Raw genomic sequence first — 23,093 nt, 5'->3', positions numbered from 1 at the left:
CCATGAATGTTCTGTCTTCCGTCGACACCAAGAAGGCTGAGGCTGCGGAGATCGTGGATGAGCTGTGGTACAAGGACGCCATCATCTACCAGCTCCACGTCAAGGCCTTCGCCGACAGCAACAATGACGGCATCGGCGACTTCGCCGGACTGACCGAGAAGCTGCCCTATCTGCAGGAGCTCGGCGTCACCGCGCTGTGGCTGCTGCCGTTCTATCCCTCGCCCGGCCGCGACGACGGCTACGACATCGCCGATTACGGCTCGGTCAATCCCGATTTCGGGACGATGAAGGATTTCAAGCGCTTCATCCAGGAGGCGCAGAAGCGCGGCCTGCGCGTCATCACCGAGCTCGTCGTCAACCACACCTCGGACCAGCACAAATGGTTCAAGCGCGCGCGGCGCAGCCATCCCGGCTCCAGCGCCCGCAACTGGTATGTCTGGAGCGACACCGACCAGAAATACCAGGGCACGCGCATCATCTTCACCGACACGGAGAAATCGAACTGGACCTGGGATCCCGAGGCCGGCGCGTTCTACTGGCACCGCTTCTTCTCGCACCAGCCGGACCTCAATTTCGACAATCCGCGCGTGGTCAGCGCCATCATCCAGGTCATGAAGCGCTGGCTGGACGCCGGTGTCGACGGCTTCCGGTTAGATGCCATTCCCTATCTCTGCGAGCGCGAGGGCACCTCGAACGAGAACCTGCCCGAGACGCACACCATCATCAAGCGGCTGCGCCAGGAGCTCGACGCCTACGCCAAGGGCAAGCTGCTGCTCGCCGAGGCCAATCAATGGCCGGAGGACGTGCAGGAATATTTCGGCCGCGGCGACGAATGCCACATGGCCTACCATTTCCCGCTGATGCCGCGCATCTACATGGCGATCGCGCAGGAGGACCGCTTCCCGATCACCGACATCCTGCGCCAGACGCCGGATATTCCCGCGACCTGCCAATGGGCGCTGTTTCTGCGCAACCATGACGAGCTGACGCTGGAGATGGTCACCGACGTCGAGCGCGACTATCTCTGGACCACCTACGCCAACGATCCGCGCGCGCGCATCAATGTCGGCATCCGCCGGCGCCTTGCGCCGCTGATGGACAACGACCGCCGCAAGATCGAACTGATGAACTCGCTGCTGCTGTCGTTCCCGGGCACGCCGATCATCTATTACGGCGACGAGATCGGGATGGGCGACAACATCTATCTCGGCGACCGCAACGGCGTGCGCACGCCGATGCAGTGGAGCCCGGACCGCAACGGCGGCTTCTCGCGCTGCGACCCGGCCCGCCTCTACGCGCCGCTGATCATGGATCCCGTCTACGGCTATGAATCCGTAAACGTGGAGGCGCAGTCGCGCAGCCTGTCCTCGCTGCTCAGCGCCACCAAACGGCTGATCTCGGTGCGCAAGTCGACGCTCGCCTTCGGCCGCGGCAGCATGACCTTCATCCGCCCGGCCAACCGCGCCGTGCTCGCCTATGTCCGGCAATACCGCGACGAGGTGATCCTCTGCGTCGCCAATCTCTCGCGCGCCGCGCAGGCGACCGAGCTCGACCTGTCACCGTGGAAGGACCGCATCCCGCAGGAGATGCTCGGCCGCACCCGCTTTCCCGCGATCGGCGAGCTGCCCTACATGATCACGCTCGGGCCCTACGGCTTCTACTGGTTCCAGCTGCTGGAACGCGACAAGTCCGAGCCGGTGACGCCGCGCGCGGTGCCGGAGTTCGAAACGCTGGTCGTGCCGGTGAATTCGAACTGGGTCTCTCTCGCTCGCGAGCGCGGCATATTCGAGCGCGACGTGTTGCCGGGCTTCTTGTCACGGACGCGGTGGTATCCCGAGCACAATCCCAAGCAGATCAGGACCGCGCTGACCTCGGCGGTGCCGTTCTGCGACATTGGCGACAACAGGCCCTGGATCGCGTTCTTCGAGACCAGGCAAGGGGACGCAGCCGCGCGCTACGTGCTGCCGCTGCAGATCGAATGGGTGCGCTTCGACCGCGAGCGGTTCAACCCCAGGGCCCTCGCTGCCGTGCGCCAGGGCGCACGCGAGGGCACGCTGCTCGACGTCGCGACCGACCAGATCTTCATCGGCCTGTTCCTGCGCAATCTGTCGCAGCACCTGGTGGTCGAAGAGAACAATCTGCGGCTGGAGTTCAAGCCCACCAGCCGTTTCGCCGACTACACCATCAAGGAGCCCGAACGCATCCGCGCGATCGAGCAGTCGAACAGCACCGCGCTGGTCGACAATCAGTACGTCGCCAAGATCTATCGCCAGCTCGAAAGCGGCATCAGCCCCGAGATCGAGATCGGCCACTATCTCACGGAGGTCGCGCGCTTCGCCAATACGCCGGCGCTGCTCGGCAGCGTCGAGTTGGTCGAGGGCGACCGGCGTAGCGCGCTCGGCGTGCTGCACGCCTATGTCGAGAACCAGGGCGACGGCTGGACCGTGACCACGGGCTATCTCGATCGCTATATCGACGAGCAGCGTGTGTTGCCGGCGGGCGAGAAGCTCCGCGAGACCCAGGGGCAGGCGCCTTACCTGCACTTCGTCGCGCAGATCGGCCGCCGGCTCGGCGAGCTGCATGTCGCTCTCGCCGCGGCAAAGCCGGACGATCTCGCTCCGGAGCCGATCGGCTCCGCATACATCAGGCGCTTGGTATCCGACCTCAAAGCACGCGCGGAACGGGTTCTGGACCGGCTCGCCGAGAGCCGCGACGGCCTGCGGGAGGCGGACCGCCCGCTGATCGATCAGCTCGCGGAGGCCCGTGCGAGCCTGTCCGACCGACTGAATGCGCTATTGCCTTCCGGGATCGGCGGGTTGAACATCCGTCATCATGGCGACTTCCGCCTGGGGCAAACTCTGATCGTGAAGGACGATATCTTCATCATCGACTTCGACGGCGATCCGCGTGTGCCGCTGGCCGACAAGCGGCGCAAGGCGCCGGCGGCGCGCGACGTCGCGGGCCTGATCCACTCGATTGACGTATCGATTGACACGGCTCTCAATCGCGCGCTCAAGGGCGCTTCCGACGAGCAGGGCCGGCTCACGGCGGCGCTCGACGAATGGCGCGAGCGCGCGACCGCAACCTTCTTGTCGGCCTACCACGAAACCATGACCGATCGGCGGGTATGGCCGGAAGATCGGCAAGCCGCGGACGGCCTGTTGAGGTTCTTCCTGCTTGATCACGCATTCAACGAAGTAGAGTACGAGCTGTCCCACCGGCCTGAGGGGCTGCATGCGCCGCTGACCGGACTGCTTCGCATTCTGTCCAGTGCCGAGAGCGAAGCCCATGCCTAAACTGCCTGCCGAGGCCTATGCGATCATCGAGGGCCGCCATTCCGATCCCTTCCACTATCTCGGACTGCATCCCGAGGGTGGTCGAAGCGTGGTGCGCGCGTTTCTACCCGAGGCCGTCAACGTGGAGGCGGTCGGCGAACATGGCGAGGTCGCCCCGCTCGACCGCGTCCACGATTCCGGCCTGTTCATCGGCGCCCTGCCCAATGGCTCGAAGCACTACCAGCTCCGCGCAAAGTTCGGCAACGACGTCGTCGAGTTCGAGGACGCCTACCGTTTTCCGCCGATCCTGACCGATTTTGATCTCTACCTGCTCGGCGAAGGCACCCATCAGCGCCTCTACGACAAGCTCGGCGCGCACCCGATGCAGCTCGATGGCGTCGACGGCATCGGCTTCGTGGTGCTGGCGCCGAATGCGCGCCGCGTGTCCGTGGTCGGCGACTTCAACTTCTGGGACGGTCGGCGTCATCCGATGCGGGTGCGCGGCAGCGGCTATTGGGAGCTGTTCATCCCCCATGCGAAGACCGGCGATCACTACAAGTTCGAGATCATCGGCCCGCATGGTCATCTGATTCCGCTGAAATCCGATCCGCTGGCATTCGCGAGCGAGGTGCGGCCGAAGACGGCGTCCATCGTGTTCGACGAAGCGCACCTGCCGCGGCCGCGGCCGGCGCCCGACGGCATCAATTCACTATCGGCGCCGATGTCGATCTACGAGGTCCATCTCGGCTCGTGGCGGCGCAAGAACGATAATGAATGGCTGACCTATCGCGAGCTGGCCGAGCAGCTGCCGGCCTACGCCCGCGACATGGGCTTCACCCATCTCGAATTCCTTCCCGTGAGCGAGCATCCCTTCGACGGATCGTGGGGCTACCAGCCGACCGGACTCTATGCGCCGACCAGCCGCTTTGGCACACCCGACGAGTTTGCGACACTGGTCGATGCCTGCCACCGCGAAGGCATCGGCGTGCTGCTCGACTGGGTGCCCGGTCATTTCCCCGACGATCCGCACGGGCTCGGCCATTTCGACGGCACCTCGCTCTACGAGCACGCCAACCCGCTGCAGGGGCGCCACCTCGACTGGGGCACGCTGATCTACAATTACGGCCGCACCGAAGTGACGAACTTCCTGGTGTCGAATGCGCTGTTCTGGCTGGAGCGCTATGCGATCGACGGCCTGCGCGTCGATGCGGTCGCGTCCATGCTCTATCTCGACTACAGCCGCCCGCCCGGCGCGTGGATTCCGAACCAGTATGGCGGCCGCGAGAACATCGAGGCGATCGACTTCCTGCGCCGCTTCAACACGGAAGTGTTCGCCCGCTTCCCGCAGGCGACCACGGCCGCCGAGGAGTCCACCGCCTGGCCGCAAGTCTCGCGCCCGGTCGAATTCGGCGGGCTCGGCTTCGGCTACAAGTGGAACATGGGGTGGATGCACGACACGCTGAGCTACATCAGCAAGGATCCGATCTACCGCAAGCACCATCACGGCGAGATCCTGTTCGGCCTGCACTACGCCTTCTCCGAAAACTTCATCCTGCCTCTGTCGCATGACGAGGTCGTGCACGGCAAGCGCTCCATCCTCGGCCGCATGCCCGGCGACGAGTGGCAGCGCTTCGCCAATTTGCGCGCCTATTACAGCTTCATGTTCGGCCATCCCGGCAAGAAGCTGCTGTTCATGGGTGCCGAGATCGCGCAGAGCCGCGAATGGAATCACGACCAGTCGCTCGACTGGCACCTGCTCGAATACAAATACCATTCCGGCGTCCAGGCGCTGATCCGCGACCTCAACCGGCTCTATCGCGCGGTGCCGGCGCTGCACCAGATGGATTGCGACCAGGCCGGCTTCGAATGGCTGGTCACCGATGACGCCAACCGTAACGTGTTCGCGTGGCTGCGCAAGGGATTCGACGAGCACGCGCGGTGCCTGGTGATCGTCAACTTCTCGCCGAACGTCTACCAGAACTATCGCGTTCCCGTGCCCCTTGGCGGCAAGTGGAAGGAAGTGCTCAACTCGGATTCCGCCCATTATGGCGGCAGCAATGTCGGGAATATCGGCGAAGTTCATGCCGAGGACGGCGAGCTCCGCCTCACCATTCCGCCGCTCGCTGCGATCTTCCTCGTTCCGGAAAGCTGACTGATGCGCCTGACTGCTGGATCGCCCGCACGCCTCGGCGCAAGCTGGGACGGACGCGGCACCAATTTCGCGCTGTTCTCCGCCAACGCGCAGAAGGTCGAGCTCTGCCTGTTCGACGCACAAGGCCGCCGCGAGCTCGAGCGCGTCGAATTGCCAGAGAAGACCGAGGATGTCTGGCACGGTTATCTCAACGACGTCTCCCCCGGCCAGCTCTACGGCTACCGCGTGCACGGCCCGTACGAGCCCGAGCACGGTCACCGCTTCAACGCCAACAAGCTGGTGCTCGACCCCTATGCCAAGCGGCTTGCCGGACGGCTGGTCTGGAGCGATGCGCATTTTGCCTACCGCACCGGGAGCCCGCGCGAGGACCTGTCCTTCGACCGGCGCGACAATGCGCGGGGCATGCCGAAGGCCGTTGTGGTCGACGAGACCTTCAACTGGGGCCGCCGCGAGATCCGCCCCAACATCCCCTGGGAGGACACCATCATCTACGAGGCCCACGTCAAGGGCCTGACGCAGAAGCGCGACGACGTGCCGCCGAATCTGCGCGGCACCTATGGCGGCCTGTCCTCGCCGGCGATGATCGAGCACCTGAAGAGGCTCGGCGTCACCACGGTCGAGCTGCTGCCGATCCACAGCTTCGTCGACGACCGCATCCTCGTGGAGAAAAAGCTCGCCAACTACTGGGGCTACAATACGCTGTCCTTCTTCGCGCCCGAGCCTCGCTACGCCCAGGACAATGCACTGGATTCCTTCCGCACCACGGTGGCGCGGCTGCACGATGCCGGCATCGAGGTGATGCTCGACGTCGTCTACAACCACACCGCCGAGGGCAACCATCTCGGCCCGACGCTGTGCTATCGCGGCATCGACAACGCTTCCTACTACTGGCTGAACCGCGAGAACCCGCGCTATTACGACGACTTCACCGGCTGCGGCTCGTCGGTGAACCTCACCCATCCGCGCGTGCTGCAGATGGTGATGGATTCCTTGCGCTACTGGGTCGAGGTCTGCCACGTCGACGGCTTCCGCTTCGACCTCGCCACCACGCTGGCGCGCGGGCCGAACGGCTTCGATCGCGGCAGCTCGTTCCTGACCGCGGTCCGGCAGGATCCGGTGCTGGCGACCGTCAAGCTCGTCGCCGAGCCATGGGACCTCGGCCTCGGCGGCTACCAGGTCGGCGCCTTCCCCTCGCAATGGTCGGAGTGGAACGACCGCTATCGCAGCGCCATGCGCCGCTACTGGAGCGGCGAAGGCAGCCTGATCGGCGACATTTCCAGCCGCATGACCGCCTCGTCCGACCTGTTCAATCACGACGGACGGAGGCCGCGCGCCAGCATCAACCACATCACCGTGCACGACGGCTTCACGCTCGCCGACCTCTTCAGCTACAACGAGAAGCACAACGAGGCCAACGGCGAGGACAATCGCGACGGCTCCAACGACAATCACAGCAACAATTGCGGCGTCGAGGGGCCGACCGACGATCCTGATATCATCAGCCTGCGCCGGCAGCTGCGCAAGAACGTGCTGGCCTGCCTGATGCTGGCGCAAGGCGTTCCGCTGATCCTCGCCGGCGACGAGGTCGGCAACTCGCAGTCCGGCAACAACAACGCCTATTGCCAGGACAACGAGGTTGGCTGGGTCGGCTGGGACAACCTCGGCAAGGACGGCGACGACATGATCGACTTCGTCGCCCAGCTCGCCGACATCCGCCGCCGTTTCTCGCAACTGCGCAGCCATCGCTGGCTCGACGGCCGTCCCAAGGACGGCGTCTCCTACGGCGCATTGTGGCTGACGCCCGCCGGCGACGAGATGACGGAGAGCGACTGGACATTCCCGGATGGGCGGTTTCTCTCCTATGTGATGGGCCCGATGGAACCGGGCGGGGCCGCGATCTTTATCGTACTGAACGCCGCTCCCGAAGAGATCGCATTCAAATTGCCCAAGATGACCGAATACAAGAGCTGGCAGCAGCTCCTGAACACGACCGATGCCAAGCTGAATACGATCGACTTTCTGCCCGGGAGCGACAGCAAGGCGCCGCCGCGTTCCGTGCTCGCCTTCGCGGGGGCGCTATGAGACCATCCTTCGGGGCGAGGCCGACGAAGGACGGCGTGTCGTTCCGACTATGGGCGCCCGCCGCGCGCCGCGTCGACCTCCTGCTCGACCGCGGGCACGCGATGCAGCGCCGGCAGGATGGCTGGTACGTCGCCGAGATTGCCGGCCTCTCGGCCGGCAGTCCCTACAAGTTCAGGATCGACGACGAGATCGACGTGCCGGATCCAGCTTCGGCCTTCCAGCCCGAGGACGTATTCGGCCCGAGCGAGGTGATCGATCACGACGCCTTCGTATGGCGCGCGCGCGAATGGCGCGGCCGTCCCTGGGAAGAGACGGTGCTGATCGAGACTCATGTCGGCACCTTCACACAGGAAGGCACCTACCGCGCCATGATCGACAAGCTCGATCATCTCGCGGCGACCGGCATCACCACGCTCGAATTGATGCCGCTGGCCGATTTCGCGGGCCGCCGCGGCTGGGGCTATGACGGCGTGCTGTGGTATGCTCCCGACAGCGCCTATGGCCGGCCCGAAGACCTGAAGACGCTGATCGACGAGGCGCATCTGCGCGGGCTGATGGTGTTTCTCGACGTGGTCTACAATCATTTCGGCCCGGAAGGAAACTACCTCGGCCGCTACGCACCGACCTTCTTCACCGACGCGCACACGCCGTGGGGCAGCGCGATCGATTATCGCGTGCCACAGGCGCGAGCCTTCGCCGTCGAGAACGCGCTGTCCTGGCTCGGCGACTACCGCTTCGACGGCCTCAGGCTGGATGCCGCCAACCACATCATGGCTGTCCCGGGCGAGCAGTCCATGCTGCAAGACCTCAGCGTCGCCGCCGGCGAGCTCGCCAAGGCCACGGGACGCCACATCCATCTCGTACTGGAGAACGGCGACAATCGCGCCAGCCTGCTCGACGCCGCGCAGGACCCGCCGAACGGCAAGTATCGCGGCCAGTGGAACGACGACTATCATCACGTCTGGCATGTGATGCTGACCGGCGAGCTCGCCGGTTACTACGCCGACTACCAGACGCCGCGCATGGACCTCGCCCGCGCGCTCGCCTCGGGCTTCGTCTATCAGGGCGAGATCTCGGAATTCTGGGGCAAGAAGCCGCGCGGCGAGCCGAGCGGCCAGCTGCCGCCGGCGGCCTTCGTCAATTTCCTGCAGAACCACGACCAGATCGGCAACCGCCCGCTGGGCGAGCGGCTGGAAAGCCTGGCATCGCCAAAGCAGATCGAGGCCGCGCTCGCGGTGACGCTGCTCGCGCCGATGGTGCCGATGTTGTTTCAGGGTGAGGAATGGGGCTCGACAGTCCCCTTCCCGTTCTTCTGCGATTTCCACGGCGGACTCGCCGAGGCCGTGCGCAAGGGTCGCAAGCAGGAATATGCCTGGGCTTACGAGAAATACGGCGACGAAGTGCCCGACCCGCTCGATCCGGCAACCCTGCAATCCGCCGTGCTCGACTGGACCCGCCGCACGCCGCAACAGGACGCGCGGCTCGCGCTGGTGAAAGACCTGCTCGCGCTGCGTCGCAAGGAGATCGTGCCCCGGCTCAAGGGCGCAAGCTTCGGCGACGCCGAGGCGGCCGACAACGGCCTCGTCACCGCACATTGGCGCATGGGCGACGGCACGACGTTGCGCCTCGTCGCCAATCTGTCGGATTGCGAGATCACCTCAATCCTCAGCGCGGGCACGCCGATCTGGGGCGGCGCCAGCGAGCGGCTCCCGCCCTGGTCGGTGGTCTGGCGTCTCGGAGGTTGAGATGCCTCCTGCCATTCCGCTCGCAACCTACCGGCTTCAGCTCACCGCGGATTTCGACTTCGACAAGGCCGCCGCGGTCGTCCCCTATCTCAAGGCGCTGGGGATCACGCACCTCTATGCTTCGCCGGTGATGAAGGCGCGCAAGGGCTCGACCCATGGCTATGACACCGTCGATCACAGCCAGTTCAATCCCGAGCTCGGTGGCGAGGCCGGCTTCGCACGACTGAGCGAGGCGCTCGAGGCGCACGATCTCGGACTCATCATCGATTTCGTGCCCAACCATGTCGGCGTGCATTTCGCCGACAACCCCTGGTGGCTCGACGTGCTGGAATGGGGCCAGGCCTCGCCGCACGCCGCCTCCTTCGACATCGACTGGGATCAACTGGCCTTTCGCGCCCGCGGCGGCGTGCTGCTGCCGATCCTCGGCTCGTCCTACGGCGAGGCGCTGGAGCGCGGCGACATCGAGCTGCGCTACGATCCCGACGAGGGAAGTTTCTCCGCCTGGTATTTCGAGCATCGCCTGCCGATCGCACCGGAGCGCTATGGCGAAATTCTGCGCGTGATCGTCAAGGAGGCGGACGCGGCGGAAACGGCGGCCGGCAAGCACCTGCTGTCACTCGCGACCCGCTACACGGGGCTGCGCCGTCCCAATCGCAAGGAAGCTCCCGGCTTCAAGGCCGAGCTCAAGGAGATCGCGGGCGCCGCCGACATCATCGGTCGCGGTCTCGCCGCCTATCGTGCCGGCAAGGACCGCCCGGCGCAGACGCTGACGCTGCATCATCTGCTGGAGCGCCAGCACTACAAGCTCGGGCACTGGCGGCTTGCCTCCAGCGACATCAACTATCGCCGTTTCTTCGACGTCAACGGGCTCGCCGGACTGCGCGTCGAGGACGCGAGCACATTTGCCGCCACGCACCGGCTGGTGAAGCAGCTCATCGCCGACGGCAAATTACAGGGAATCCGGCTCGATCACATCGACGGCCTGCGTGACCCCGCACAATATTGCCAGCGATTGCGCCGCTTGGTGCGCGACGCCCAGGGCAACACGAAGCCGTTCTATACCGTGATCGAAAAGATCCTGTGCGAGCGCGAGCGCCTGCAGAAGTTCGCCGGCGTCCAGGGCACCACGGGCTATGAATGGATGAACGTCATCACCCATGTGCTGGTCGATCCCAAGGGCCTCGAAGCGCTGGACGAGACCTGGCGGCAGATCAGCAACCGGCCGCCGCGGCTTGCGCCTTACGTCAAGGATGCCAAGCGGCGGGTGCTGGAGACGCTGCTCGCCAGCGAATTCACCGTGCTGTCGCGTCTGCTCGCGCGCATCGCCAACGGACATTACTCGACACGGGATTTCTCGGCCGACAGCCTGCGACAGGCGCTCGAGCTCTATGTGCTGCATTTCCCGGTCTATCGCACCTACCTGACGCACAGCGGCCCGACGGCACCGGACCGCAAGCTGATCGAGGACACCATCGAGCGCGCCCGCGGCGAGTGGTTTGCCGCTGACGAAGGCATTTTCGACTTCCTGCGCGATGCCCTCACCATGGACCTGCTCAAGCCCGGCCGTCCTCCGCACAGCGCCCCGCGCGTGCGCCGCTTCGCGCTCAAGGTGCAGCAATTCACCGGGCCGATGATGGCGAAGTCGCTGGAGGACACCGCGTTTTATCAGTTCCACCGGCTGCTTGCGCTGAACGAGGTCGGCGGCGATCCCGCGAGCAGCGGCCTCACCGTTCCCGCCTTCCACCAGGCCATGCAGGCCCGCGCCAGGGAATGGCCGCACGGCATGACCGCGACCGCCACGCACGACACCAAGCGCGGCGAGGATGCGCGCACGCGCATCGCCGCGCTCAGCGAGATTCCCGGCGAATGGACCAGCGCGGTGGCGCGGTGGAAGGTGTTGAACGCGCCGCATCTGACGCACCAGGGCAGTTTCCGCGCGCCGTCGGCGACGTTCGAATACATGCTCTACCAGACCCTGCTCGGCGCCTGGCCGCTCGAGGAGCCGGCCGATGCCGCTTTCGTCGAGCGCATCCAGGCCTATGCGCTCAAGGCCGCGCGCGAGGGCAAGGAGGAGACGAGCTGGCTCAACCCGCATGAAGCCTATGAGAGCGGCATACGGGACTTCGTCGGGAAAATCCTCGACCCCGCCCGGTCCGCAGAATTCCTGGAGGCGTTGCAGACGCTGGCTCGCCGCGTCGCGCTGCTCGGCACGCTGAACTCGCTGAGCCAGCTCACGCTCAAGGCCACACTGCCGGGCGTGCCGGACTTCTATCAAGGCACCGAGTTCTGGGATTTGTCGCTGGTCGACCCCGACAACCGCCGTCCAGTGGACTTTGCCGCGCGCCACGCGGCGCTGACCTCACTGCAAGCTCCGGACTGGAGTGGCCTGATCAAGTCCTGGCCGGATGGCCAGCTCAAGCTGGCCTGGACGCGACATCTTCTCAAGCTGCGCAATGGACTCGCCGACGTATTCGCCCGGGGCGATTATCAGCCGCTCGAGGTGCGCGGCGCACATGCCGACCACGTGATCGCCTTTGTGCGCCGTCATGGCCGCGCGGCCGCGGTCGTCGTCGTCGGGCGTCATTTCGCAGCGTTTACCCAAGGGGGCCGGGAATGGCCCGCGGTGGAAGGCTTCGATGCGACCGTCGATATCAGCGGCTATACCGCGACGGGCCTTGCGGGGAACGAAGTCCGGCTCGCGCAGGCCTGGCGGGATCTTCCCGTAGCCGTCATCGAAGCGCGGACAGCGAACGCGGTGAAGCCGATGCGGCAGCGCCTGCGCGGCTGAAGCTACTTGCCGCCGTCCTTGGTCAGCAGCAACTGGCCACGCTTCCTGATCGTCGCCTGCGCCATCTCGGCAAAGCGCTGCAACAGCCAGGGCAGCATCACCTCGACCCTGACCTGGTCGTCGGCAACGTCGACCTGACCGGTCGCGATCTGCCCGAGCGCGCGGATGCGGAAATTCATGCTGTCGCCGCTCCAGCGTTCCTCCTCGACCTCCATCACCGGAATGCTTGCCGCGGCGCGGCCAAGCCCCGTCTTGAGCCGGCGCACCGCCTCCTCGCGGCCGAGACGATGCGGGATTGAAACGACAAGCGGTGCTGACATGATTGCTGTCCGGTGATGGCTCTTCCCACATAGTCATGCCCGCCGCACCTGCAAAGGTTCCATGCAAGCTGGACCCCCGGCCTTGTTTCAACGCGGGAACTTTACAACCTGCGGCAAGTTGCCCCCGCACGACGGGACAGGTGCAAACGACCCTTGCAACAGAGGGCTGGAGGAGACTCGCATGTCAATCGGCACGATCATTCTGATCATTCTGATCATCGCCCTGCTTGGCGGTTTCAGCGGCATCGGCGGCGGGCCGTTCTACGGCACCGGCTATTATGGCGGCGGCGGCCTCGGGCTCGTCATCATCATCCTGCTGATCCTGCTGCTGATGGGACGGATCTAGGACGGGACTCCGGAGGGTGGGTTAACCGAGCGGACTGCGCGAAGCGCAGACTGCTTGGCGTAACCCACCACTTCTGTCTCTGCGGAAACCAAAGAGGTGGGTTACGCCTTGCGGCTAACCCACCCTACTTTTCGCCGCCAGCTTCTTCATCGCCGCCTTGATCGAAGCGGCGGCATCGTCATAGTCCTCCCACGCCTTCGACCGCGGCAACAGGCCCGGCACGGTGCGCAGCGTGTAGCGCTTGGGATCGAGATCGCTCTTCACCTGCGCCCAGGTCAGCGGCATCGATACCGTGGCCCCGGCGCGCGCCCGGGGCGACAACGGGGCCACCGCCGTCGACATGCGGTCGTTGCGCAGATAATCCAGGAAGATCTTTCCCTTGCGCAGCTTCTTCGACATGTTGATCAGGTAGCGTTCGGGATCGTCGTCGGCCATCCACTGACAGACGCCTTGTGCGAAGGCCTTGGCCTCCTTCCAGCTCACCTTGTCGCGCGCACCATGGAGCAGCGGCACCACGACGTGCAGGCCCTTGCCGCCCGTGGTCTTGCAGAAGCTGTCCATGCCGATGTCGGAAAGGCGCTGCCGCATCTCCTTGGCCGCCTCGACGACGTCGGCGAAGTCGACGTCGGGCGCGGGATCGAGATCGAACACCAGCCGGCCCGGCGTGTCATAGGCATAAGGCGCGCAATTCCAGGGATGCAGTTCGACGCCGCCGATCTGCGCCACGGCGGCGAGTCCCTCGACGCGATCGATCTGGAGATAGGGCTTGCGGTCGCCGGAAACTCTTGCGAGCTCCAGAAGGTTCGACGTCCCCTGCATCGCATGGCGCTGGAAGAAGCATTCGCCCTTGATACCATCAGGCGCGCGGATCAGTGAACACGGCCGGCCCTTGAGGTGCACGATCATCCATTCGCCGACGGCTTCGAGATATCGGGCAAGGTCCAGCTTTGTGACGACGCCGCCGTCGCCGTCGTCGGGCCAGAGCTCCTTGTCCGGCTTGGAGATGACGACACCCATGATCTCGGCGTTTTGAGCGGTCTGCTTCGACTGCCGCCCCGTCTTCGTGCGCGCCGCCTTCCTGGCGGAGGGCTCGGCGAGCTCGGTATCGACGGGCGTCTCCGCCTCGACCTCCTCAGCAGGCTTGTCCTGCCGCAGTCCCTTGAACGCCGCCTGGCGAATGTTGCCGTCGGCGGTGAAGCCGGCGAACTCGATCTCGGCGACGAGCTCCGGCTTCAGCCAGTGCACCTCGCGGGTCTTCTTCGGCGCATTCTTGCCGCCGAAGGGGCTGTCCTTGGCCGCCATGGCTTTCAGCGCAGGCATGATGCGCTTGACCTTGTCCGCGCCGAAGCCGGTGCCGACCATGCCGACAAAGGCGAGATGATCACCGCGCTGCACGCCCGCCATCAGCGAGCGGAACTTGCCGCTCGTGGTCTTGTAGCCGCCGATCACGACCTCATGGCCGGCGCGGCATTTGGCCTTGGTCCAGCTCTCGGTGCGGCCGGATCGATAGGGCGCGTCCAGCTTCTTCGACACCACGCCTTCCAGCTCGAGCTTGCAGGCCGATTGCAGCACGGCATCGCCGCCGCTCTCGAAATGCTCGACATAGCGGATCTGCGCCGACTTGCGCTTGCGTGCCTCCAATAGCTCCTTGAGCTGCGCCTTGCGCTCCCCGAGTGGGAGCCGGCGGTAGTCCCGATTCTCCGCGAAGAGGAGATCGAAGGCAAAGAAAATGAGGTCGTCGGTCTTGCCGTCCGACAGTGCTGCCTGGAGCGAGGAGAAATTCGGCGCGCCGTTGTGATCGAGCGCGACGATCTCGCCGTCGATCACGACGTCCGGCAGCGAGGTCGCCTCCTTCGCGATCGAAGCGAACTTGTCGGTCCAGTCCAGGCCCTTGCGCGTCTTCAGCGTCGCCTCGCCGTCCTCGACCCGGAGCTGCACGCGGTAGCCGTCGAACTTGATCTCATGGCACCAGCCCTCGCCGGCCGGCGGCCGCTCGACCAGCGTGCAGAGCTGCGGCGCGACGAAGTCCGGCATCTCCGAGACCTTCTTCGCGTTGGTCGCCGTCGTGGCCCTCTTCTTCGCCGCCTTGCCGCGCTTCAGCGCGGTGCGCGGCGCCGGCTTCACCGTGCGCCCTTTCGTCTCCTCGACACGGTTGGACTGCCAGACTGCATCGGCCCTGCCCTTCGTGCCCTTCGCCAGCATGAACGGCCTTGGCGCGCGGCCCTTGCCGTCGGCGATCTGCTCCATCGCGCGGCCGGAGGCGACGGACCTGTCCTGCTCGAGAATGTCGTTGTCCGCGCCTTCGCGGACATAATCGTCACGATGCTTGATCAGGAGCCAGTTGGTCCGCTTCTCGCCGCCGCGGTTGCGCATGCGCACCAGGACCCAGCTGCCATGCAGCTTCTCGCCGTGCAGGGTGAACTTCAGATCGCCCTTCTTGAAGCCGGCTTCCGGATCGTCCGATTCCCAGGTGCCGCGGTCCCACAGCATCACCGTGCCGCCGCCGTACTGCCCTTCCGGAATCGTGCCTTCGAAATCGCCATAGTCGAGCGGATGGTCTTCCACCTCGACTGCCAGCCGCTTGTCGTGCGGATCGAGCGAGGGTCCCTTCGTCACCGCCCAGGACTTGAATACGCCGTCGAATTCGAGTCGCAGATCGTAGTGCAGGCGGCTGGCGTCGTGCTTCTGGATGACGAAGCGCCGCCGCTTCGACGGCGCCACGGCGCTCTTGCCCGATGGTTCGGGCGTCTTTTCGAAATCCCGCTTCTGTCGGTAAGTGGAGAGTTTTTGCAGCACGACCGGTCCCGCTTCTCTTTCGGCATTAAGCCTATCACGGCGAAAGTCCCGCCCGGAACCAAAACCCTATGGGACGGTTGGGGTTCCAAAACGCCTTGAAAACGCTGGAGAACGGAATGGCCCCGCGCGCCTATTGGAAGGGAACGTTGAAGCTGTCGCTGGTCAGTTGCCCGGTCGTGCTCTATCCGGCGACCACTGCGGCCGAGAAGACGCGGTTTCACCTGATCAACCGCGAGACCGGGAACCGGCTCAAGCAGCAGATGATCGATTCCGAGACCGGCGACGTCGTCGAGAGCGACCAGAAGGGCCGCGGCTACGAACTGCGCAAGGGCAAATATGTCGAGATCGAGCCGGAGGAGCTCGAAGCGGTCCAGATCGAGAGCAATCACACCATCGACATCGAGAGCTTCGTGCCGCGCGACGAGATCGACCAGCGCTATCTCAACCATCCCTACTACATCGCGCCCGACGGCAAGGCCGCGGTCGACGCCTTCGCCGTGATCCGCGACGCCATGAAGGACGAGGAGCGCGTCGCGCTCGCCAAGATCGTGCTGACCAACCGCGAGCACGTGATGGCGATCGAGCCGCTCGGCAAGGGCCTGCTCGGCACCACGCTGCGCTTCCCGTACGAGCTGCGCGAGGAGGACCAGTTCTTCGACGACATCAAGAGCCCGAAGATCACCAAGGACATGGTCGAGCTCGCCGGCCATATCCTGCGCACCAAGGCGGCGCATTTCGACCCCGGCAAGTTCAAGGACGAGTACGAGGACGCGCTGAAGGCGCTGGTGAAGCGCAAGGCCAGCGGCAAGAAGATCGAGCTGCCGGAGCCCGAGGAGCGACCGAGCAACGTCGTCAGCCTGATGGACGCGCTGAAGCAGAGCCTGAAGGGACGCGGCGGGAAGAAGACGGCGACGAAGTCGCATGCGCGGCGTGCGACCGGACGGCATCGCGCCGCGAAGAAGGCGCATCGGTCCACGGCGCGGCACAGGAAGGCGGGGTGACAACCCAACCGTCATTCCCGGGCGATGCAAAGCATCGAGCCCGGAATCCATCATGCCAAGCGTGACGGGAGGAGAAATGGAATCCGGGCTCGCGCCAAGAGGCGCGCCCCGGAATGACAACGGGGATCAATCCCCCGCCTTCAGCCGGTACCCGATCCCGGTTTCCGTCAGCACGTATTGCGGCCGTTCCGGATCTGCTTCGATCTTCTGCCGGAGCTGGCGGACATAGACACGCAGATATTGCGCGTCGGTCAGTTCGTCCCACAGCTCCTTCAGCAGGAAGCGATGGGTGAGCACTTTGCCGGCGTGCTGCACCAGCACGCGCAACAGGTCATACTCCTTCGGCGAGAGCTTCACATCGCGCTCGCCGACCTTGACGATGCGGCGGACCAGATCGACCGAGAGATCGCCGGTGCGGAACACAGGGCGCTCGCCCATGACCTGAAGCTGGTGGCGCAGCGCGGCGCGCAGGCGCGCCAAAAGCTCCTCCATGCCGAACGGCTTGGTGAGATAATCGTCCGCGCCGAGATCCAGCGCCTGGACCTTGCCGGCCTCGTCGCCGCGGCTCGACAGCACCACGATCGGCACGGCTTCGTTGCGCGCGCGGATGGTGCGAAGCAGTTCGTGCCCCTGAACGTCGGGCAGACCGAGATCGAGGATGATCAGCGCCGGCTCTTCGTCGAGCTTCTCCAGCGCAGTCCTGCCGTTCGACGCCTCCAGTATCTCATAGCCTTGCGTGGTCAGCCCCATCCGCAGCAATTTGCGGATCGGCGGCTCGTCGTCGATGACCAGGACCTTGATCGGAGCAGCGCTCATGCGGCGGTATCCAATGCGTGGCTCTCTGCCGGAACGGGCAGGCGAATGGTGAGGACCGCGCCGCTCCGCTCGCTGCGATTGGCGGCGGAGATCGTGCCGCGCATCGCCTCGACGAAGCCACGGGAGATGGCGAGCCCGAGCCCGGTGCCGGGACGGACGTGATCGCCTTTCTGCGCGCGATAGAACTTGTCGAACACGCTCTCGAGCTCGGCAGGCGGAATGCCGGCCCCCTCGTCGGCGATATCGAGCACGACATGACCGCTCTCGCGCCGGCCGCGAATCGAGATCGTGGTCTCTGGTGGCGAATATTTTGCGGCATTGTCGAGCAGATTGAACAGCACCTGCTCGAACAGTACGGCATCGAGCTGGAGCATCGGCAGATCGGCGGCCAGCACCAGCTCGACCTTGTGTCGGCTAAGGATCTTGCTGGCGCGCCGCAGCGCGCTGCCCACGATTTCGCCGAGATCGTGCAGCGCCGTATTGGGCACGATAGCGCCGGATTCGAGCTTGGTCATGTCGAGCAGATTGGCAATGAAGCGGTTGAGCCGCTCGGATTCGTCGATCACGGTGGCGAGCAGGTCGCGCTTCTCGGTGTCGGAGAGGGCACCGGAAAGATCGCGCATGGTGGAGGCCGCCCCCAACACGGAGGCGAGCGGCGTCTTCAGGTCATGCGAGATCGAGGTCAACAGCGCCGAGCGCAGCCGCTCGGATTCGACCGTGCGCTTGACGCGGTCCATGTCCTCGACCAGCAGCACGCGCTCGATCGCGAGCGCGCCCTGGTCGACCAGCGCATCGAGCAGCCGGCGCTGGTCCGGCGTCAGCAGCGGGCCGGTGCGGTCGTTGTCGATGCCGATGACGCCGATCGGGCCGCGCCCGGTTCGCATCGGCAGGAACAGCCGCTTTGCGCCCGGCAACGTATCCGAGCCGCGGCCGGCGGGGCGATCGTTGCTCCAGGCCCAATTGGCGGCGGCAAGATCGGCCTGGTCGAGCTCGTCCTCCGGCGGATAGCCGGACTTCACCGTGAGCAGGCCCTCGTCAGGCAGCAGCAGCACCACGCGCACCTTCAGCATCAGCGCGATCTGGTAGGCGGTCGCCCACAGCACGTCGTCGAGCGTGGCGGTGCCGGCGAGCTTGCGACTGAAGGCATAGAGCTGCTCGGTCATCCTGATCCGGCCGATCGCGGTGTCGGCCTGGATGCGCACGCGCGCCGCGACATTGGAGACGATCATCGCCACCACCATGAACAGCACGAAGGCGGCGACGTTGGTCGGATCCGTGATGGTGAACGTGTAGATCGGCGGAATAAAGAAGAAATTGTAGCAGAGCGAGGCCGCGATCGTCGCCAGCAGGGACGGCCACAAGCCATAGCGCACGGCAACCACGACGACCGAAGTCAGCAGCACGAGGTCGACGTTCTCGATACCGAAACGGGGCTGGATCAGCTCCGCGGCGCCGAGACCGATCAGCACGATGCCGAGCGCCTTCAGATAGGGCAGCGGATCGAACGGCTCCGAGCGCGCGGCAGTCTGCACCGCCGTCTTTGGCGCAACCTCGCCGGGCAGCTCGTCACCGGCGATGACGTGGACGGTGATGTTGCCGGCGCGGCGCACCAGGTCGTGCACGACGGAGCCGCGCGTCATCTCGAACCAGCGCGAGCGCGTCGACTTGCCGATCACGATCTGGGTGACGTTGTTGCCTTGCGCGAAATTGACGACGTCATCGGCAATACGCCGGCCGACGGCGGGAATGGTCAGCGCTTCGCCGCCGAGAGCTTCCGCCAGCCGCAACGTGTCGGCCAGCCGATCGCGCTCCTCGTCGGACAATTGCAGGGATCGCCGCGTCTCGATCGAGATCGCGGTGAACGGCGCATGCAGCCGGTCGGCCAGCCGCTTGGTGTAGCGGACGAGGCCGGCGGCGCGCGGATCCTCGCTGACGCAGACGAGGATGCGTTCACCCGCGGCCCAGGGCCCGGCAATGGCATTGGCCTGCATGTGGGTGAGGAGCTGCTCGTCGACCCGCTCGGCGGTGCGCCGCAGTGCGAGCTCACGCAGCGCGGTGAGATTGCCCGGCGAGAAATAATGCTCCAGCGCCCGCTCGGCCTGCTTGGGCACATAGACCTTACCCTCCTTCAGCCGCTGGATCAGATCGTCCGGCGTGAGGTCGATCAGCTCGATCGCGTCGGCGCGGTCGAACACCGAATCCGGCACGGTCTCACGGACCCTGACATGGGTGATCTGGGCAACGACGTCGTTCAGGCTCTCGATGTGCTGGATGTTGACGGCGGTGTAGACGTCGATGCCGTGGGAGAGCAGCTCCTCGACGTCGAGATAGCGCTTGGGATGGCGGCAAAGGGGCGCGTTGGTGTGGGCGAGCTCATCGACCAAAGCAATCTGCGGCCGCCGCGCGATCACCGCATCGAGATCCATCTCCTCGACGATCTGGCCGCGGTACTCCAGCCTCTTGCGCGGGACCACTTCGAGGCCGCGCACCAGCGCCTCAGTCTCGGCGCGGCCATGGGTCTCGACGAAACCGACCACGACATCGATGCCGGCCTTGCGCTTGGCATGGGCGCTTTGCAGCATCTCGTAGGTCTTGCCGACGCCGGGCGCGGCGCCGACGAAGATCTTCAGCTTGCCGCTCGCGCTCTCCTCCCGGCGCGCGGCTTCCAGCAGCGCTTCGGGAGAGGGACGTTGTTCGGGATCGCGGCGCTCTCGGACCATCAGGACGGTTACGGCTCGTTAGGTTGTTCGCCTACCTCTTCGCCTCTCCCCGCGTGCGGGGAGAGGCCGGAATTCAAGCGCAGCTTGAATTTCGGGTGAGGGGGAGCCTCCACGAGTCCAATTGTCACCGTCGTCGTGGAGACTCCCCCTCACCCCAGCCCTCTCCCCGCAAGCGGGGAGAGGGAGAAGAAGGCTTCGTCCCAAATATAACCATCCGGGCGCCGCGAGCCTAGACTGCTACTTGGCGGCGATGCGATCGAGGGCGAGATTCAGCGCCAGAACGTTAACCCTGGGTTCGCCGAGCACGCCGAGCAGACGGCCTTCGGTGTTGGCGGTCACGAGCTGCTTGACCTGATCCTCAGGCAGATTCCGCGCCTTTGCCACGCGCGGCACCTGGAATTGCGCCGCTTCCGGCGAGATGTTCGGATCGAGGCCGCTGGCCGAGGTCGTCACCAGGTCGACCGGCACGGCCGCGTTCGGATTCTCGCTCCTGAGCTTGTCCATATCCTCCTTGAGCCGGTCCGCCAGCGCCTTGCTGGTCGGGCCGAGGTTGGAGCCGCCCGAATTGGCGGCGTTGTAGGGGGCCGACACCGTCTTGGTCGAATCATTCGGGTCCGGCGCAACCGTCGCCGAGGGACGGCCATGGAAGTATTTGTCGTCCTTGAACTCCTGCCCGATCAGGGCGGAGCCGATCACCTTGCCGTCCTTCTCGATGAGGCTGCCCTGCGCCTGCACGGGAAACAACGTGCCGGCAATGGCGGTCATCGCGAGCGGATAGGCAAGGCCGGTGATGGCGGTGAGTGCCAGCAAGAGGACGATGGCGGGGCGGATTTCTCTGAGCATGTTGGGTCTCCAGTGTCTTCCGTCATTGCGAACGAAGCGATCATCTCTCCCGTCGTTCCGCACTGACGGAATTAGGCCAAGTGCAAGGCAGTCACGACGAGGTCGATCGCCTTGATGCCGATGAAGGGGATGACGATGCCGCCAAGCCCGTAGATCAACAGGTTGCGCCGTAGCAGCGCGCCGGCACCGACGGCGCGATAGGCGACGCCCTTCAGCGCGAGCGGGATCAAGCCAATGATGATCAGCGCGTTGAAGATGATCGCCGACAGGATGGCGCTCTGCGGGCTCGACAGATTCATGACGTTGAGCACGCTGAGCTGGGGGTAGAACGCCAGGAACATCGCCGGGATGATCGCGAAATACTTGGCGACGTCGTTGGCGATCGAAAACGTCGTCAGCGCGCCGCGCGTCATCAGCAGCTGCTTGCCGATCTCGACCACCTCGATCAGCTTGGTCGGGTTGGAGTCGAGGTCGACCATGTTGCCGGCCTCGCGGGCGGCCTGGGTGCCGGTGTTCATGGCGACGCCGACGTCGGCCTGGGCGAGCGCCGGCGCGTCGTTGGTGCCGTCGCCGCACATCGCCACCAGCTTGCCCTTGGCCTGCTCGTCGCGGATCAGCTTGAGCTTGTCCTCGGGAGTTGCCTGCGCCAGGAAGTCGTCGACGCCGGCCTCGGCCGCGATGGCGGCGGCCGTCATCGGATTGTCGCCGGTGATCATGATGGTGCGGATGCCCATGCGACGCAGCTCCGCGAAGCGTTCGCGAATGCCGCCCTTGACGATGTCCTTGAGCTGGACGATCCCGAGCAGCTTGCCATCCCTGGCGACGGCCAGCGGCGTGCCGCCGGACTTCGACACGTCATCGGCGATGGCCTGGATCTCGCGGCCGAGTTCGGAAAGCGCGGCAGGCTGCATCGCCCGCGCAACGTTGCCGGAAGCGACCGCAGTCGGAGCGCCGCCGCCGACATAGTTCAGCATGGCATCGACCGCACCCTTGCGCACCGACGAGCCGCCGGCGTCGACGCCGCTCATGCGGGTCTGCGCCGTGAACGGGATGAAGGTGGCGCCGAGCTCCGCCATGTCGCGGCCGCGGATGCCGTACTTCTCCTTTGCCAGCACGACGATGGAGCGACCTTCCGGCGTCTCGTCCGCCAGCGAGGCGAGCTGGGCGGCGTCGGCCAACTCCTGCTCGGTCACCCCGCGCACGGGACGGAACGCGGTCGCCTGCCGGTTGCCGAGCGTGATGGTGCCGGTCTTGTCGAGCAACAGCGTGTCGACGTCTCCGGCGGCTTCGACCGCGCGGCCCGACATCGCCAGCACGTTGAAGCGGACCAGGCGGTCCATGCCGGCGATGCCGATCGCCGACAGCAGCGCGCCGATGGTGGTCGGGATCAGCGTCACGAACAGCGCCACAAGCACGATCACCGAGATCGAGCCGCCGGCATAGGCGGCGTAGCTCGGGATCGTCACGGTGGCGAACACGAAGATGATGGTGAGACCGGCGAGCAGAATGTTGAGCGCGATCTCGTTCGGCGTCTTCTGCCGCTCGGCGCCCTCGACCAGCTTGATCATGCGGTCGATGAAGGTCGAGCCCTGGGCTGCCGTGATGCGGACGCGAATCCAGTCCGACAGCACCTGCGTGCCGCCGGTCACCGCCGAACGGTCGCCGCCGGATTCGCGGATCACGGGCGCCGATTCACCGGTGATGGCGGCCTCGTTGACGGAGGCAACGCCTTCGATCACTTCGCCGTCCGAGGGGATCGTGTCGCCCGCCTCGACCAGCACGAGATCGCCGACCTTCAGGCTCGTGCCTGATACGAGCTTGAAATCGCGGCTCGCGCCGCTCAGGAGCTTGGCCTGGCTCTCGGTGCGGGTCTTGCGCAGCGTCTCGGCCTGCGCCTTGCCTCGGCCCTCGGCAACTGCTTCGGCAAGATTGGCGAACAGCACGGTGAACCACAGCCAGAGGATGATCTGGAAAGTGAAGGCGAGATTTTCCCCGCCGGTGAGGAGGTCGCGGACGAAGATCACGGTGGTGAGCGCGGCCACGATCTCGACCACGAACATCACGGGGTTCTTGATCATGGATCGCGGATCGAGCTTGGTGAAGGCAGCACCAATCGCGGGCACCACGATCCTGGGATCCAGCATCGCCGACACCGGCATACGCTTGTTGGGTTTATGGACGGGTTCCATGGAGGTCACTCCGAAAGAGC

Annotated in this window: 13 protein-coding genes; 7 read left to right on the top strand and 6 right to left on the bottom strand. The window is 65.4% G+C overall.

Features of this window, described 5'->3' with window-relative positions:
* The first annotated feature begins 2 nt into the window (after window positions 1-2).
* Genes treS through treY form a run of 5 tightly spaced genes read left to right on the top strand, consistent with a single transcriptional unit; the run spans window position 3 to window position 12,042 of the window.
* Window positions 3-3,296 carry a maltose alpha-D-glucosyltransferase gene (gene treS, locus H1B27_RS32985; protein ID WP_197968907.1) on the top strand — a complete coding sequence of 1,098 codons (3,294 nt, stop codon included), beginning with the start codon at window positions 3-5 and terminating at the stop codon, window positions 3,294-3,296.
* Complete coding sequence (gene glgB, locus H1B27_RS32980) at window positions 3,289-5,427, top strand: 1,4-alpha-glucan branching protein GlgB (protein WP_061877075.1); 2,139 nt, start codon at window positions 3,289-3,291, stop codon at window positions 5,425-5,427. Before treS ends, glgB begins: the two co-directional genes overlap by 8 nt.
* 3 nt (window positions 5,428-5,430) lie before the next feature.
* Window positions 5,431-7,509: a glycogen debranching protein GlgX gene (gene glgX, locus H1B27_RS32975; RefSeq protein ID WP_061877076.1), complete on the top strand. Its 2,079-nt coding sequence runs from the start codon at window positions 5,431-5,433 to the stop codon at window positions 7,507-7,509.
* Window positions 7,506-9,254 carry a malto-oligosyltrehalose trehalohydrolase gene (gene treZ, locus H1B27_RS32970; protein WP_197968906.1) on the top strand — a complete coding sequence of 583 codons (1,749 nt, stop codon included), beginning with the start codon at window positions 7,506-7,508 and terminating at the stop codon, window positions 9,252-9,254. The genes glgX and treZ overlap by 4 nt, the downstream gene beginning before the upstream one ends.
* Before the next feature lies 1 nt (window position 9,255).
* Entirely contained in the window at window positions 9,256-12,042 is a 2,787-nt protein-coding gene (treY, locus tag H1B27_RS32965; protein WP_197968905.1) for a malto-oligosyltrehalose synthase, read from the top strand.
* Window positions 12,043-12,044: 2 nt separating this feature from the next.
* Here treY and H1B27_RS32960 read toward each other — a convergent pair whose 3' ends face one another.
* Window positions 12,045-12,362, bottom strand: coding sequence for a polyhydroxyalkanoic acid system family protein (locus H1B27_RS32960; RefSeq protein WP_197968904.1), 318 nt, complete (start codon window positions 12,360-12,362; stop codon window positions 12,045-12,047).
* A 181-nt stretch (window positions 12,363-12,543) separates the two neighbouring features.
* Here H1B27_RS32960 and H1B27_RS32955 point away from each other — a divergent pair, with 181 nt between their 5' ends.
* Entirely contained in the window at window positions 12,544-12,708 is a 165-nt protein-coding gene (locus H1B27_RS32955) for a DUF3309 family protein (RefSeq protein WP_074117325.1), read from the top strand.
* Window positions 12,709-12,822: 114 nt separating this feature from the next.
* Here H1B27_RS32955 and ligD read toward each other — a convergent pair whose 3' ends face one another.
* Entirely contained in the window at window positions 12,823-15,504 is a 2,682-nt protein-coding gene (gene ligD / locus H1B27_RS32950) for a DNA ligase D (protein ID WP_197968903.1), read from the bottom strand.
* Window positions 15,505-15,620: 116 nt separating this feature from the next.
* Here ligD and ku point away from each other — a divergent pair, with 116 nt between their 5' ends.
* Window positions 15,621-16,505, top strand: a complete 885-nt coding sequence (gene ku / locus H1B27_RS32945) for a non-homologous end joining protein Ku (protein ID WP_197968902.1) — start codon at window positions 15,621-15,623, stop codon at window positions 16,503-16,505.
* Window positions 16,506-16,631: 126 nt separating this feature from the next.
* Here ku and H1B27_RS32940 read toward each other — a convergent pair whose 3' ends face one another.
* The 4 genes from H1B27_RS32940 to kdpB all read right to left on the bottom strand — a co-directional run bounded on the left by H1B27_RS32940 (window position 16,632) and on the right by kdpB (window position 23,073).
* Window positions 16,632-17,321 carry a response regulator gene (locus H1B27_RS32940; RefSeq protein WP_197968901.1) on the bottom strand — a complete coding sequence of 230 codons (690 nt, stop codon included), beginning with the start codon at window positions 17,319-17,321 and terminating at the stop codon, window positions 16,632-16,634.
* Window positions 17,318-20,041 carry a DUF4118 domain-containing protein gene (locus H1B27_RS32935; protein ID WP_197968900.1) on the bottom strand — a complete coding sequence of 908 codons (2,724 nt, stop codon included), beginning with the start codon at window positions 20,039-20,041 and terminating at the stop codon, window positions 17,318-17,320. The genes H1B27_RS32940 and H1B27_RS32935 overlap by 4 nt, the downstream gene beginning before the upstream one ends.
* Window positions 20,042-20,278: 237 nt before the next feature.
* Window positions 20,279-20,884, bottom strand: a complete 606-nt coding sequence (locus H1B27_RS32930) for a K(+)-transporting ATPase subunit C (protein WP_197968899.1) — start codon at window positions 20,882-20,884, stop codon at window positions 20,279-20,281.
* Window positions 20,885-20,955: 71 nt separating this feature from the next.
* Window positions 20,956-23,073, bottom strand: coding sequence for a potassium-transporting ATPase subunit KdpB (gene kdpB / locus H1B27_RS32925; RefSeq protein ID WP_197968898.1), 2,118 nt, complete (start codon window positions 23,071-23,073; stop codon window positions 20,956-20,958).
* Between the last annotated feature and the right edge of the window lie 20 nt (window positions 23,074-23,093).

Source organism: Bradyrhizobium diversitatis, assembly GCF_016031635.1.
GTDB lineage: Bacteria > Pseudomonadota > Alphaproteobacteria > Rhizobiales > Xanthobacteraceae > Bradyrhizobium > Bradyrhizobium diversitatis.
Note: the sequence above shows the minus strand (reverse complement) of the source record. Positions and strands in the feature narration are given on the sequence as shown.